General features: G+C 48.6%; 12 protein-coding genes. 4 read left to right on the forward strand and 8 right to left on the reverse strand.

Annotated features, from left to right (window positions below; all coding sequences use genetic code 11):
* Positions 1-121 precede the first annotated feature (121 nt).
* The 4 genes from glmS to H8Z76_RS02370 form a co-directional block, all read right to left on the reverse strand.
* Positions 122-1,942, reverse strand: a complete 1,821-nt coding sequence (gene glmS / locus H8Z76_RS02355; RefSeq protein WP_186981540.1) for a glutamine--fructose-6-phosphate transaminase (isomerizing) — start codon at positions 1,940-1,942, stop codon at positions 122-124.
* A 327-nt stretch (positions 1,943-2,269) separates the two neighbouring features.
* The gene (locus tag H8Z76_RS02360) at positions 2,270-2,872 is read right to left on the reverse strand and encodes an AAA family ATPase (protein ID WP_022514540.1); all 603 of its coding nucleotides are present in this window, start codon (positions 2,870-2,872) and stop codon (positions 2,270-2,272) included.
* Between the two features lie 306 nt (positions 2,873-3,178).
* Positions 3,179-3,676 carry a flavin reductase family protein gene (locus H8Z76_RS02365; RefSeq protein ID WP_022514539.1) on the reverse strand — a complete coding sequence of 166 codons (498 nt, stop codon included), beginning with the start codon at positions 3,674-3,676 and terminating at the stop codon, positions 3,179-3,181.
* Between the two features lie 90 nt (positions 3,677-3,766).
* Positions 3,767-4,474 carry a FadR/GntR family transcriptional regulator gene (locus H8Z76_RS02370; protein WP_022514538.1) on the reverse strand — a complete coding sequence of 236 codons (708 nt, stop codon included), beginning with the start codon at positions 4,472-4,474 and terminating at the stop codon, positions 3,767-3,769.
* A gap of 212 nt (positions 4,475-4,686) precedes the next feature.
* Here H8Z76_RS02370 and hypB point away from each other — a divergent pair, with 212 nt between their 5' ends.
* From hypB to H8Z76_RS02390, 4 genes are all read left to right on the forward strand, one after another.
* Positions 4,687-5,355 carry a hydrogenase nickel incorporation protein HypB gene (hypB, locus tag H8Z76_RS02375; RefSeq protein ID WP_022514537.1) on the forward strand — a complete coding sequence of 223 codons (669 nt, stop codon included), beginning with the start codon at positions 4,687-4,689 and terminating at the stop codon, positions 5,353-5,355.
* Entirely contained in the window at positions 5,355-8,087 is a 2,733-nt protein-coding gene (locus H8Z76_RS02380) for an FAD-dependent oxidoreductase (RefSeq protein ID WP_186981541.1), read from the forward strand. Before hypB ends, H8Z76_RS02380 begins: the two co-directional genes overlap by 1 nt.
* The gene (locus tag H8Z76_RS02385; protein WP_022516577.1) at positions 8,087-8,431 is read left to right on the forward strand and encodes a hydrogenase maturation nickel metallochaperone HypA; all 345 of its coding nucleotides are present in this window, start codon (positions 8,087-8,089) and stop codon (positions 8,429-8,431) included. Before H8Z76_RS02380 ends, H8Z76_RS02385 begins: the two co-directional genes overlap by 1 nt.
* A gap of 76 nt (positions 8,432-8,507) precedes the next feature.
* Positions 8,508-9,545, forward strand: a complete 1,038-nt coding sequence (locus tag H8Z76_RS02390; RefSeq protein WP_022516578.1) for a DUF5692 family protein — start codon at positions 8,508-8,510, stop codon at positions 9,543-9,545.
* 37 nt (positions 9,546-9,582) lie between these two features.
* On the opposite strand, the gene pdxT is transcribed toward H8Z76_RS02390, so the two are convergent.
* The 4 genes from pdxT to ribH all read right to left on the reverse strand — a co-directional run bounded on the left by pdxT (position 9,583) and on the right by ribH (position 13,614).
* Complete coding sequence (pdxT, locus tag H8Z76_RS02395) at positions 9,583-10,155, reverse strand: pyridoxal 5'-phosphate synthase glutaminase subunit PdxT (RefSeq protein ID WP_147617803.1); 573 nt, start codon at positions 10,153-10,155, stop codon at positions 9,583-9,585.
* A 1-nt stretch (position 10,156) separates the two neighbouring features.
* Entirely contained in the window at positions 10,157-11,035 is an 879-nt protein-coding gene (gene pdxS, locus H8Z76_RS02400; RefSeq protein WP_186981542.1) for a pyridoxal 5'-phosphate synthase lyase subunit PdxS, read from the reverse strand.
* A gap of 115 nt (positions 11,036-11,150) precedes the next feature.
* Positions 11,151-12,821, reverse strand: a complete 1,671-nt coding sequence (locus H8Z76_RS02405) for a sensor domain-containing protein (RefSeq protein WP_186981543.1) — start codon at positions 12,819-12,821, stop codon at positions 11,151-11,153.
* Between the two features lie 310 nt (positions 12,822-13,131).
* Positions 13,132-13,614, reverse strand: a complete 483-nt coding sequence (gene ribH, locus H8Z76_RS02410) for a 6,7-dimethyl-8-ribityllumazine synthase (RefSeq protein WP_022516582.1) — start codon at positions 13,612-13,614, stop codon at positions 13,132-13,134.
* Positions 13,615-13,626 lie beyond the last annotated feature (12 nt).

Raw genomic sequence — 13,626 nt, forward strand, 5'->3', positions numbered from 1 at the left:
AATAATCAGACTTAGTATAGCATAGAAATTCTAAAACAGAAATGAAATTTTTATTAAATATAGAGCCATCCGGGCGCTGCCCGCCGCACGAAAAAACTGTTCTCCGATCGTTTGTTTCTTTCTATTCTACTGTCACAACTTTCGCAAGATTTCTTGGTTTATCCACATCATATCCCTTATCCGATGAAACGTAATAAGCCAGAAGCTGTAATGCGGCTGCCGCCGGCAGACACATAAACTCATCCCGTACATCCGGCAGTTCAAAGGTAAGATATCCCTCTTCCTCCTCCGGCATCAGCTGTTCTTTCGCGAACAGCACCACATCCGCTCCGCGCGAACGCACTTCCCGGATATTTGAGACTTCCTTGGACAAAAGCTGTTTCTGTGTTGCCACCGCAACCACCGGTGTATGCTCCGTGATGAGCGCAAGCGGTCCGTGTTTTAATTCTCCCGAAGCATATGCTTCCGAATGGATATAGGAAACTTCTTTTAATTTCAAAGATCCCTCCATCGCAATAAAATAATCGAGTCCTCTTCCGATCATAAAAATATCCTTCGCGCTGATGATGCGTCCGGCAATATGATGGATCTTCTCTTTTCCCGCAAGCACTTTTTCCATGGCATCCGGCACCCGCTTTAATTCCCGCACAAAATCTCTCGTCTCTGTCTCCGTGAAATCCCCTCTCACATACGCCATGCGCGCCACTAAAAGCGCAAACAGCGCAAGCTGGGATGTGTACGCCTTGGTACTTGCGACCGCGATCTCCGGCCCTGCATTGGTGTAAAGCACCGCGTCACTCTCTCTGGCAATGGAAGATCCCTTTACGTTAATGACCGCGAGCGATCCAGCCCCTTTTTGCTTCGCGTATTTCAGCGCTTCAAGGGTATCGATTGTCTCTCCCGACTGGGAAACCGCAATGACTAACGTCTTTTCATCCACGACCGGATCGGTATACATATACTCCGACGCCATTTCCACGCTGACCGGAATATGTAAAAACTTTTTCATAAGAAACTGTCCGGCAAGTCCGGCGTGCATCGCGGAACCGCACGCAATGATGCATACGCTTTCACACGACGTAAGCAGGGAATCCGGCACCTGTTCCCCGGAAAAGTCCGGCAGGTCTTCCGTCGTTTTTTCTTCCAGCATACGCGCGATCACCCGCGGCTGTTCCGCCATCTCTTTTTCCATATAAAACGGGAATCCGTCTTTCTCGCTCATATTCAGTTCAAAATCGATCTCCAGATACTCCGGTTCTTTCTTATTTCCGTCAAGATCCGTCAGTGTTATCCCGTCTTTTGTCATTGTAAGCACATGGTATTCCGGAACTACAAAATACTGCCCGGTATATTTTCCGATCGCGGTCACATCCGATGCCAGGATCGCTCCGTCTTCGGTTTTTGCCGCTACGATCGGGCTTACGTTTCGGATGGAATAGATCCGCTCCGGGAAATCCGCAAACATCAGCACAAACGCAAACGTTCCCTTTAATTTTCCGACCGCTTTTTTTATGCAGTCATAAGGATCCCCCGCGTAAAAGTGATCAAACACACCAGCAGCGATCTCCGAATCCGTCTGCGATCTCAATTTTCCCAAAAGACCATACTCCGCCGCAAGCTCCTCGTAATTCTCAATGATCCCGTTATGTACGAGCGTCACTTTTCCCACGCGATGCGGATGCGCGTTCGCGTCACACACGCCTCCGTGTGTTGCCCATCTGGTATGCCCGATGCCGCAGGTCTGTGTCAGCTTCCTGCCCTCACACAGTTTTCTGAGGTCAGCCACTCTTCCGGCACACTTATAGATTTCTGTCTTTGTTCCGTCCGGATCGGACAATGCGATCCCCGCGCTGTCATACCCACGGTATTCTAACAGTTCAAGTCCGTTCAATAAAACATCCTTTACGCTTTTTTTCCCTGTATAGCCGATAATTCCACACATAAATTTTCCTCATCTTTCTTTTCTATATCATAAAACGATTCATTCTCAGTTTATTTTTCTCATTCTTCCGTTATACCGTATTTGTTTTGCAGTTACCCGCATATTTGCCGGTATATCTCGCAGCGGAATCTACGAAAGGGCGTCCGCCGAATTTTCGATAACCCTTTTCCTCGTTAACCTGAATGTTCAGGTGCATGGCGCTGGATGGGAAAACATGTTTTTGTCATACAGCAAAAACAGCGTCCGGATGGCTCTGTATTTAATTGTCAAGGTTGTTTTCTCTTGCTATTACATTATATATAAGATAAAACAATAAGTGCAAGCAGATTAGCTTGCACTTATCGTCTCTTTCAAAATTCCGGTAATTTCTACCATGGATTCTTCAAATTCTTTTTCGTTGTTGTTCTTAAAGATCAAAAGACCATCCTTGCTGTCCGCATTGTCCAGTTCTTTCGGAATATTAAAATTACAGGATGCGATATACTCATCCCAGTGCTCTAATTTCCATGTATCACGGTCAGAATTGCGTTCGATCATACGCTCATGTACGATCTTTGGATCTGTCTGTACCCAGATCACAGAAAGTGTTGCGCCTTTTTTCGCAAGCTGTTCTTTTAAGTTGTCCATATAAGCGACATCACGCACTTCTCTGGTGAACGGTGCGTTGATCAGTACGATATCATCATACTCAAGCGCCTCTAATGCCAGATCTACCACACATTCGTACTCGTAATTGCGGATGTGCTCTTCAAAGAAATCACTGCTGCGGTTGTACGGTTCGCCGGCAACTTTAAAGATCTGTTTGGAAAGGACGATCAGTGTATCCTTGTCCAGATAAACGCAATGGTTCAGGCGTTTTGCCAATGCCTTTGAAATATACGTCTTGCCGCAGGCTGGCGGTGATGTTACGATGATTAATTTCTTAGTCATTCTAAATTTCCTCCCTGAAATTGGATAAATATATATTTTGATATTTTTTTAACATTCTTGAATATACATTATAAATATATTTTTCTCATTTTTCAATCATTTTCACTCCATGCTTTTTCACATAAAAGTATGTGTGATCCAGCATTTTTTTATTTATATCTATCCATCCATTTTTGGATCGCGCATTTTCTTCCGTCATTTTAACTATTTTCTACGTTGTCCGTCTCGTATTACCCGGTTAATCTGCTCGAAAAAGCACGAAATTTTATCAAAAAATTTTCATCAGGGAGGACGATCCGGTCATCTTTACGCGGTCAGAACCTTTTCGATCTCAACCACATACATCGTATGAAAATCATTTCCCGGATACCAGCGCTCGATATTGCTCTTATCGATAAAACAGTCCGCTTCTAACGGCTGCGCGTACAGTTTCTTACAGATAAACGCGAGTCTCGCGTCCGCAAAATACGGAACCCCGTTTTCCTCTGCGATACCCAGTCCGGATTTTGCGATCTTATCCTCGTCTCTGCCGGATACCGTACCAAAGTAATTTAACTCTTTCCGGTAAGCCTCCGGCAGCACGCTGATCGACATTTCCGCCGCCGCATCCACAAATTCCTTGGTATAACGCTGCGGGCGGATGAATAAAAATGCAACCTGTTTGCCCCACATTACGCCAACGCCGCCCCAGGACGCCGTCATGGTGTTCACCTTTCCATCCTTTTTCGCTGTCAGAAGCAGCCAGTCTTTTCCTATCATCTGAAATGCGTTTTCGTTCAGTGCTTCACATGTAATTTCCGTCATAATGATCTATGAACTCCTTTCTTACTTCTTATTATAATGCCATCATAACACAAAGCTATCTTATGCGGCAAGACCTGTACGTTTGCTCTCTTATTCATAGTAGATCTGTTCTTTTCCGCCGATCGCCATCTCCAGGTACTGATCGATCCACAAAAACGCGCCGTCCGCGTCCCGGTCACAGATGTAATTATAGAGGATCTCCGTATTTCTGCTTAAGCGCTCAATCCCGTACAGCTTACAGTACCGCTCCCAGAGCGTGATGACCACCGGTTTGAATGAGGAATAAAAGATCGGCAGGATGCTGTTTTTTGAAATAAACGCAAGCTCATGCTGGAACGCGAACGCCGCCTCCGCCGCAGCCTGCGGCGTTTCTGTCATCGCAAGTTCCACCAGCTTTCTGCCAAGCACTTTCAGTTCTTCTTCCGTTGCGCATAAGATTGCCTGCTCCGCAGCCATATGTTCCAGCGCGCGCCGGATCTCCAGAATAGAACGGATTTCCTGTCTGCCGAGCCGCCCGCCGTGATACTCCATGAGTGCGATCAGCGTGCTGATGTTCCCGTTTCTTCTATAATCAGAGACGAACGTCCGCCTGCGCGGCTGGATTTCCAAAAAGCCCTCCTCTGCCAGTTCCGCGAGTCCGCTGTTTACCACCGCGCGGCTCACCTGCATCTGTGCCGCCAGCTCGCGCTCCGAGGGAAGCGCGGTTCCGATCGGGATCTCCCCCGATAATATTTTATCCTGCAGCTGACTCACAAACAGGCTCTTTAACGTCGGCGCAGATAATCTTTCAAACTTCATAGTGCCCTCCTTGCTACTGGTTATACCAGATACCAGTGACTTTAGTTTATCATACTTTTCCTTAAAAACAAAGTCTGTTTTTCTTCCGAAAACTGTGAAAATTCAACATTTATACCAGAATGCCCCTGCGGCAAATTGACGGTATGCCAAATGCATGATAAAATAATAACAAAGTATTGGTATGTTCCAACTACAGATAAGGAGTTTATCGTATGAATCATGTAAAAGTACTCGAAATCAAGCAGAGTGTTTTTGCGAACAACGACAAGCAGGCGGACGAACTGCGTGATCTGTTGAAGCAAAAGCACGTTTTTTTACTTAATCTGATGTCTTCTCCGGGTTCCGGAAAGACAACCACCCTGCGTCAGACCATCGCCCTGTTAAAGGACGAATTTAAGATCGGCGTCATGGAAGCGGATATCGACTCTGACGTTGACGCGGCGGCGATCGCAGCGACCGGCGCAAAAGCGATCCAGCTTCACACCGGCGGCATGTGCCACCTCGATGCCGCCATGACAAGACAGGGACTGGAGGGACTCGGTACGGACGATGTCGATCTCGCCATCTTAGAAAATGTCGGAAATCTGGTCTGTCCGGCTGAGTTTGACACCGGCGCTGTAAAAAATGCCATGATCCTCTCCGTTCCGGAGGGACACGACAAGCCATTAAAATATCCGTTAATGTTTTCTGTCTGCGATGTTGTCCTGATCAACAAGATCGATGTCATGCCATATTTTGACTTTGATCTGGAAAAATGCAAGGAATATATCCACATGCGCAATCCGAAAGCCAAGGTCATTCCGATCTGCGCAAAGACCGGCGAGGGCATGGATGCATGGAAAGAATGGCTGACCAAAGAAGTAAAGGAGTGGAGAGCATAATGGCTGATTTTACTAATGAAAATAACAAAGAATTCCGTCCGCTGATCTTAAAACTCGGACAGAAGATCACCGACCGTCTCGGCCGCAAGATCACGCCGGATGACCCGGAATACTGGGGTCTTGCCTGCATCGTCACCGATGAGATGGCAGAGGTTGCGCTCAAAATGGACGTGCGCAAACCGATGACCTTAGAACAGATCGCAAAAAAGACCAAATCCTCCGATTTAAAGAAATTAGAGGATCTGCTTCAGGAAATGAGCGTTGCCGGTCTTTTGGAATACAACTGGGAAAACCCGAAACACGAAAAACAGTATGTTCTTCCGATGTTTGTTCCGGGAAGTGCCGAATTCACCAACATGAACCAGAAACAGCTGGACGAACATCCGGAACTCGGACGTTTCTTTGAGCGCATGTCACGCGAGCCGCTCGAAAAAGTCACTCCGATGGTTCCGCAGGGCGGCGCCGGTATCGGTATGCATGTCATCCCGGTCGAGAAAGCAATCTCCTCCGAAAACCAGTCGGTGGATATCGAACATATCTCCCACTGGCTCAAAAAATACGAGGGAAAATACGCGGCAAGTCCCTGTTCCTGCCGTCTGTCGAGAAGAACCTTCGATGAAGGCTGTGCCGATGATCCGGAAGACTGGTGCATCGGTGTCGGTGACATGGCTGACTACCTCGTTGAGACGAACCGCGGCCATTATGTGACCTATGAGGAGGTCATGGAGATCTTACAGCGTGCGGAGGACAACGGTTTTGTGCATCAGATCACAAATATCGACGGAGAGAACAAGATCTTCGCGATCTGCAACTGTAACGTCAATGTCTGTTATGCGCTGCGTACCTCGCAGCTTTTCAATACACCGAACCTCTCCCGCTCCGCTTATGTGGCAAAGGTCGAGACCGAGAACTGTGTTGCCTGCGGACGCTGTGTGGAATACTGCCCGGCAGGAGCTGTAAAGCTCGGTCAGAAGCTCTGCACCAAGGAAGGCCCGGTCGTTTATCCGAAACACGAGCTTCCGGATGCCACCAAATGGGGCCCGGAGAAATGGGACGAGGACTACCGCGACAACAACCGGATCAACTGCTACGACACCGGTACTGCGCCATGTAAGACCGCCTGTCCGGCTCACATTGGTATCCAGGGCTACTTAAAACTGGCTGCGCAGGGAAGATACCGTGATGCGCTCGCCCTGATCAAAAAGGAAAATCCGTTCCCGGCTGTCTGCGGACGCATCTGTAACCGCAGATGTGAGGATGCCTGCACACGCGGAACCGTCGACCGCTCTGTTGCGATCGATGAGGTAAAGAAATATATCGCGGAACAGGATCTAAACGCCGAACACCGTTATATCCCGCCGGTCGTACAGCCGTCAAACCGCGGCACGTTCCCGCAGAAGATCGCGATCATCGGAGGCGGCCCTGCCGGTCTCAGCTGCGCGTTCTACCTCGCGGAAAAAGGATATCATCCGACCGTATTTGAGAAAAACCCGCTGCCCGGCGGAATGTTAGTATATGGTATTCCTTCCTTCAAGCTCGAAAAGAATGTCGTTGCGGCAGAGATCGATGTCTTAAAGGAAATGGGCGTGGAGATCAAATGCGGCGTGGAAGTCGGCAAAGATGTAACGATCGCTTCCCTGCGCGAACAGGGTTATGAAGCTTTCTACATCTCGATCGGCTGTCAGGGCAGCCGCGCGCTCAACATTCCGGGCGAAGATGCCGAAGGTGTGATGTCTGCGGTAGAGCTTTTACATACTACGACCGAAAACGAATCCTATGCGATCAACGGACGCAGCGTTGTGATCGGCGGCGGTAATGTTGCGATCGATGTTGCCCGCACCAACACCCGCTGCGGTGCTTCCGAAGTCAGCATGTTCTGTCTCGAATCCAGAGACGAAATGCCGGCTGCCGATGAAGAAGTTGCAGAGGCTTTGGAGGAAGGCGTAAACTTACAGTGCGGATGGGGTCCGAAGGAAATCCTCACCGAAAACGGAAAAGTGACCGGTGTGGTATTTAAAAAATGTCTCTCCGTCAAGGATTATGACGGAAGGTTCAACCCGACCTTTGACGAAGACGATACGATCACCGTTCCATGTGAGAACGTATATTTAAGTATCGGTCAGAGCATCAAATGGGGAAATCTCTTAGACGGCACCAAAGTCGAGCTTGGACGCGGAAACGGAATCGTCGCGGATCCGCTCACCTACCAAACCGCGGAACCGGATATTTTTGCCGGCGGTGATGTATACACCGGGCCGAAATTCGCGATCGACGCGATCGCAGCCGGAAAAGAAGGCGCCATTTCGATCCACCGCTTTGTACAGCCGCATAGCAGCCTTGTGATCGGCAGAAACAGACGCAAATTTGTGGAGCTTGACAAAGACAATCTCAAGCTGGGAAGCTATGACAGCGGTTCCAGACAGGTTCCCGGCGTGGACGCTTCGATTGACAGCCACACCTCCTTCCGTGACGCGAAGCTTCCGTTTACCGAAGAACAGGTAAAAGCGGAAACCGCAAGATGCTTAAGCTGTGGTGCTTCCGTTGTGGATCCGAATAAGTGTATCGGCTGCGGTATCTGCACGACCAAATGCGCGTTTGATGCCATCCACTTAAACCGTGAGCTTCCGGGCTGCAGCAAGATGGTAAAATCCGAAGACAAGATGAAGGCTATCCTGCCTTACATGTTAAAACGTGAGATGAAGATCAAATTCCGTAAAAAGGATGAAGAATAATGCATGAACTTGGTATCGTATTTCACATTGCCGACAGCCTGCTTGCTGTCGGCAGAGAAAACAATCTGACTTCCATTTCAAGTGTGACGATCGAACTCGGTGAAGTCTCCGGTGTCGTTGACTCCTATCTCACCGACTGCTGGCGCTGGACAGCCGAGAAGCATGATCTGCTCCGCGGCTGTAAGATGCTTATCGAAACGCTTCCCGCCGTCACTTTGTGCGAGTCCTGCGGGAAGACGTATCCGACCGTAACCTACGCGAAGGTCTGTCCGTTCTGCGGCAGCGAAAAGACACACCTGGAAACCGGAAATGAGATCAACATCAAAGAAATCGAAGCATACTGACGTTTCTTTTTGCTTTCACCTTCTTTTACAGAAGTTGAAATAAATAAATTACATATTTATAAAGGAGGAGTTCGTTATGTTATTTCAGGTATATGGAGATGCCTCCATCTACAAATTTTTAGGCTGGATCCTGGTATTCGCAGGTCTTGTCCTTGCAAATGAAATTGCACGAAGAACTAAAATGGGAGGAATTCTTTTCTTCTTCGTCCTGCCGCTCATTCTGACCGTATATTTTATCGCAATATACGCAAGTGCAGCCGCAGGCGCAACATGGGCACTCGAAAACGACACCTATGTACATATGACCAGCTGGTTCCACTACGCGAAACTGTACGCCGCAACCGCAGGCTGTATCGGTTTTATGATGTTAAAATACGAGTGGGGCATCGGCAAAAAAGCCTGGTTTAAACCGTTCCCGTTCATCATCGTAGCGATCAACATCTTAATCGCAGTATGCAGTGACTTCGAATCCGCGATCCGTGGTTCCATGGCACTTGCGGAAACCGGTTCCAGATGGTGGTTATCTTCCGAGGGCGTATGGCTCTACGGCGGATGGTGGAACATCTTAAACGGTATCGCAGGACTGATCAACATCTTCTGTATGACCGGATGGTGGGGCATTTATTCTTCTAAAAAGAAAGACGATATGCTCTGGCCGGATATGACCTGGATGTTCATCCTTGCTTATGACATCTGGAACTTCGAATATACTTACCTCAATCTTCCGACCCACTCCTGGTACTGCGGACTGGCTCTGCTTTTAGCACCGACCTTCGCAGCGATCTTCTGGAACAAGGGCGGCTGGATCCAGAACCGTGCCAATACCCTGGCGATCTGGTGTATGTTCGCGCAGGTATTCCCATTATTCCAGGATCAGGGCAAATTCGCCGTTATCCCGGTTCTCTACGCAGACGGCTTCATGAAGAGCGACGTTCACCCACAAAGCGCAGATCCTAAGGTTATGGGATTTATCGCTGTCCTCTCTATCATGGCAAACGTTGCCGTATTCGCTGGAATCATGAAACGCGCGGCAGCGCAGAAGAAGAATCCTTACAAGAACGAGATCTTCGTTGGAACAAAGGATTACGAAGAGGCTATGGCAAGAGCAAAATAAGCCACCTCTCCATACAAAGAAAGCAGATGAGAATTTCTCACCTGCTTTCTTTTTTTGCCATTTCTAAGAAATACTGATGTACTCTTAAATCCGCGTCAAGTTCCGGATGAAATGCCGTGACCAGCTGATTGCCCTGTCTTGCCGCTACGATCTTTCCGTCAACCGTCGCGAGCACTTCCACATCCTCATACGCCTTTTCAATATACGGCGCACGGATAAATGTCATTGGAACCGTCCCGATCCCTTTAAATTCTTCCTCTGTAAAGAAACTGCCGAGCTGTCTTCCGTACGCATTGCGCAGCGCACGGATATTCATGGTTCCGAATGCCGGAGTGCCGCCCTCCACTTCTCTCGCGAGAAGGATCAGGCCGGCACAGGTTCCGTATACCGGAAGCCCCGCCTGTATCTTTGCAAGAAGTGGCTCATAAAGCCCGTCTTCCCGCATCAGCTTCGCCATAACGGTGCTCTCTCCGCCCGGAAGGATCAGCGCGTCAAACGGACGCTCCAAATCCTTCTTCTGGCGGATCTCAAAGACTTCCGCACCGAGTTTTTTTAACATCTGCTCGTGTTCGAGGAACGCGCCCTGCAGCGCCAAAACCGCAACTACCATTTTATTTTCCCCGCTCTGCCATTAAAATTTCAATTTCCTGCTCGTTGATACCGACCATCGCCTCGCCGAGGTCTGTGGACAGTTCCGCAAGCAGTTTCGCATCGTTGTAATTTGTAACCGCTTTTACGATCGCTGCCGCACGCTTCGCCGGATCACCGGATTTGAAGATACCGGAGCCAACAAATACGCCTTCCGCGCCGAGCTGCATCATAAGCGCCGCATCCGCCGGAGTTGCCACGCCGCCTGCCGCGAAGTTTACGACCGGAAGCTTGCCGTTTTCATGCACATACTGCACCAGATCGACCGGAACCTGTAACTGTTTTGCCGCCTCAAACAGTTCATCCTCACGCATATTCTGGATACGGCGGATCTCCGCGTTCATCATACGCATATGGCGGACTGCCTGGACAACATCACCGGTTCCCGGTTCTCCCTTGGTACGGATCATGGACGCGCCCTCCGCGATACGTCTGAGCGCCTCGCCAAGATCTTTTGCTCCGCAGACAAACGGTACTTTAAATTCATGTTTGTTGATGTGATATACATCATCTGCCGGGGAAAGCACTTCACTCTCATCGATGTAATCGATCTCGATCGCCTCTAAGATCTGTGCCTCCGCGAAATGACCGATCCTGCATTTTGCCATGACCGGAATGGATACCGCTTCCTGAATGCCGCGGATCATCTTCGGATCACTCATACGGGACACACCGCCCGCCGCGCGGATATCCGCTGGGATTCGCTCCAATGCCATAACTGCGCATGCGCCTGCCGCTTCCGCGATCTTTGCCTGCTCCGGTGTCGTAACATCCATGATAACGCCGCCTTTTAACATCTGTGCCAGTTCTTTATTTAATTCATATCTGTTTTCTTTTGCCATACCATTTTCCTCTTCCATCATGATTCTCTTTTATTTTTCGCTAGCTTATGATGGTATTATAATTCAAATTGGTATTATGAAAAGAACCAGTTTTTATATTTTTATACAGTCCAGTTTAATCTTTTATGAAACGATCGAAAAATTCTTCCTGCGGGCACGGTTTTCCATAATAAAATCCCTGGATAAAATCCGGGCCGAGTGTAAGGATCTGATCCAGCTCCTCTTTCGTCTCCACACCTTCCACGCAGATCTTAAGCCCGATGCTGTGAACCATCTGGATGATACAGAGCATCAGCCGGTTCTCATAATCATGCTGCAGTGCCTTTATCGTAAAGCTGCGGTCGAGCTTTACGATATGCGGTGTCATATTTCCGATATTCTGCAGATTGGAATAGCCGGTTCCGAAATCATCGAGCGCAATATACACGCCATATTCTTTCAATTTGTCCCAAAGCTCCTGGATCATCACCGTGTTTCCGACACCGCCGCTCTCTGTCAGCTCCGTGATCACGCTCGACGGCTCAACCTCCGTCTCTTCAATGCTGTGGATGATCTCCTCTAAGATCTGGCTTTTTAAGATCTGGATATAGGAAATATTGATACTGATCTTAAAATCCGGTTTCACGCTCTGACATTTCTTGCACATGAGCAGCGCGTTTTTTAAGATCCACTTTCCAACCGGGATGATCAGTCCGCTCTCCTCAAGCACCGGGATAAATTCCACCGGCGATACCATTTCCTGCTCGGACATATGAAACCTTAGCAGTGTCTCCGCCGCGAAAAGATTTCCCCCTTTCGACCGCATGATCGGCTGGAAATAGAGCTCAAATCCTTTGAAATCCTCCGCTACGGACTGACGCACCGCCCTTAGGATATCTCTTCTGCGCACAAATTTCCGGTAGTCTTCTTCCGCAAACAGATAGACCTGATTTTTTCCGTTTCCTTTTGCCTGACTGAGTGCAAACTGGGATATTTTCATCATTTCGCCGTAGTCCCGCGCCTTGATGTCCTCGCTCATCACAATACCGCCGGAAACCGTATACACCGCTTTATAGTGATCCTTTTCGATCGCCGCCTCGATCGCGCGGCAGATGCCATTGTAGATCGCCACTGCGTCCTCCGCCGTCCGGCCTGCGGCATCGAGCAGAATAAACTCGTCCCCGAGCATCCGGTATACCGTCTGTCCCGGATGTGCCGCTTCCTTCATCCGGTCGGCAAGTACGCGCAGGATATAATCCCCGTATTCTATGCCAAACCGCTCATTGATGTCTTTGATGTCATCAATTCCGATCCGCAGGACATACCCCTTTTTGTCCACTTCCTGCAGCTGCTGCACCTGCTCTTTAAACGCTTCCTCCCCAAGCAGGTTGCTGACATTATCCGCCGCCTGTCTGGCTCCGATCTCATTGATACAGCCGAGCAGAAACGTCTCTTTCTTTTCCCCGAGCACATAAATGCATCCTTTGCAGTTGATCCAGATCGGCTGACCGTTTTTTCCGATCCAGCGGTATTTGATATTATGCGACTCTTTTTCCCCGCGCAGCATCTTCTTTAAATCCTCGGACAATATCTTGATATCATCCGCGTAAACAAACACGTTATGCGCCTCCACCACATCATGGAACAGATTGGACGGCAGCGCGAAACGATCCAACGCCTTCTTTGATATGTAATAAGCATCGTTTGTGATGTCATATGCGTACAAATAATCATTCATACAGGGAGCAAATTTGTCTATGATGTCACAGAGCATCTCAAATGTGCTCGCCGATCGTTGTTTTTCCATGAAATATCCCTTCTCCTCACTTTTCAAAAAACTGCACTCTGGCTACTTTAAATCAAGTTTAGCACACTTCGCTCCTGTTTACTATGAAAAAAGCATACGTGTTTTGTTTTTGTGAATATTCTATAAAGAACTGCGACAGGCCTCCCCTCTGATGCCCATCGCAGTTCTTTCTTTGATTCATATGCTGCTGTCTTCCGAAACCTGCCGGATCCCGTCCAGCATATAAGACCATCTGAAATTCAGTCTATAGATTCAGTTTAACATAACTCATTTTTCAATTCATTCGTAAAAAAGCGGCATTTTCCGACTTTTACTGTTTTTCCATCTCGCGGATCAGATTTACCATCTCGATCGCGCTGACTGCACAGTCAAATCCCTTGTTTCCGGCTTTGGTTCCGGCACGCTCGATCGTCTGCTCGATATTTTCCGTGGTCAGCACACCGAACAGAACTGGCACCCCGCTCTGTAAGGATACATTCGCGATTCCCTTTGACACTTCACTGCATACATAATCATAGTGTGAGGTATTTCCACGGATCACCGCTCCCACACAGATCACGGCGTCATACTTTTTGCTCTGCGCCATCTTCTCCGCGATCAGCGGGATCTCGAACGCGCCCGGCACCCATGCGACAGTAATGTCGTCATCTTTCACGCCATGACGGAGCAGCGCGTCTGTCGCACCGCCAAGCAGTTTTGTTGTGATAAATTCATTAAATCTTGACGCAACGATACCGATGCGCATGTCTTTTCCTTCGTTTCCTGCTACTAATTTTCCTTCTAATGTCTTCATTTTTGTTCTCTC

It is taken from the genome of Roseburia yibonii, from assembly GCF_014297335.1.
Classification (GTDB): Bacteria; Bacillota; Clostridia; order Lachnospirales; family Lachnospiraceae; genus Roseburia_D; species Roseburia_D yibonii.

Excerpts from the sequence above, each read along its gene's own strand:
- glmS (WP_186981540.1), bottom strand. The coding sequence starts at position 1,942 with ATGTGTGGAATTATCGGCTATACAGGGAAAAAAAGCGTAAAGGATGTT.
- H8Z76_RS02360 (WP_022514540.1), bottom strand. The coding sequence starts at position 2,872 with ATGACTAAGAAATTAATCATCGTAACATCACCGCCAGCCTGCGGCAAG.
- H8Z76_RS02365 (WP_022514539.1), bottom strand. The coding sequence starts at position 3,676 with ATGACGGAAATTACATGTGAAGCACTGAACGAAAACGCATTTCAGATG.
- H8Z76_RS02370 (WP_022514538.1), bottom strand. The coding sequence starts at position 4,474 with ATGAAGTTTGAAAGATTATCTGCGCCGACGTTAAAGAGCCTGTTTGTG.
- hypB (WP_022514537.1), top strand. The coding sequence starts at position 4,687 with ATGAATCATGTAAAAGTACTCGAAATCAAGCAGAGTGTTTTTGCGAAC.
- H8Z76_RS02380 (WP_186981541.1), top strand. The coding sequence starts at position 5,355 with ATGGCTGATTTTACTAATGAAAATAACAAAGAATTCCGTCCGCTGATC.
- H8Z76_RS02385 (WP_022516577.1), top strand. The coding sequence starts at position 8,087 with ATGCATGAACTTGGTATCGTATTTCACATTGCCGACAGCCTGCTTGCT.
- H8Z76_RS02390 (WP_022516578.1), top strand. The coding sequence starts at position 8,508 with ATGTTATTTCAGGTATATGGAGATGCCTCCATCTACAAATTTTTAGGC.
- pdxT (WP_147617803.1), bottom strand. The coding sequence starts at position 10,155 with ATGGTAGTTGCGGTTTTGGCGCTGCAGGGCGCGTTCCTCGAACACGAG.
- pdxS (WP_186981542.1), bottom strand. The coding sequence starts at position 11,035 with ATGGCAAAAGAAAACAGATATGAATTAAATAAAGAACTGGCACAGATG.
- H8Z76_RS02405 (WP_186981543.1), bottom strand. The coding sequence starts at position 12,821 with ATGGAAAAACAACGATCGGCGAGCACATTTGAGATGCTCTGTGACATC.
- ribH (WP_022516582.1), bottom strand. The coding sequence starts at position 13,614 with ATGAAGACATTAGAAGGAAAATTAGTAGCAGGAAACGAAGGAAAAGAC.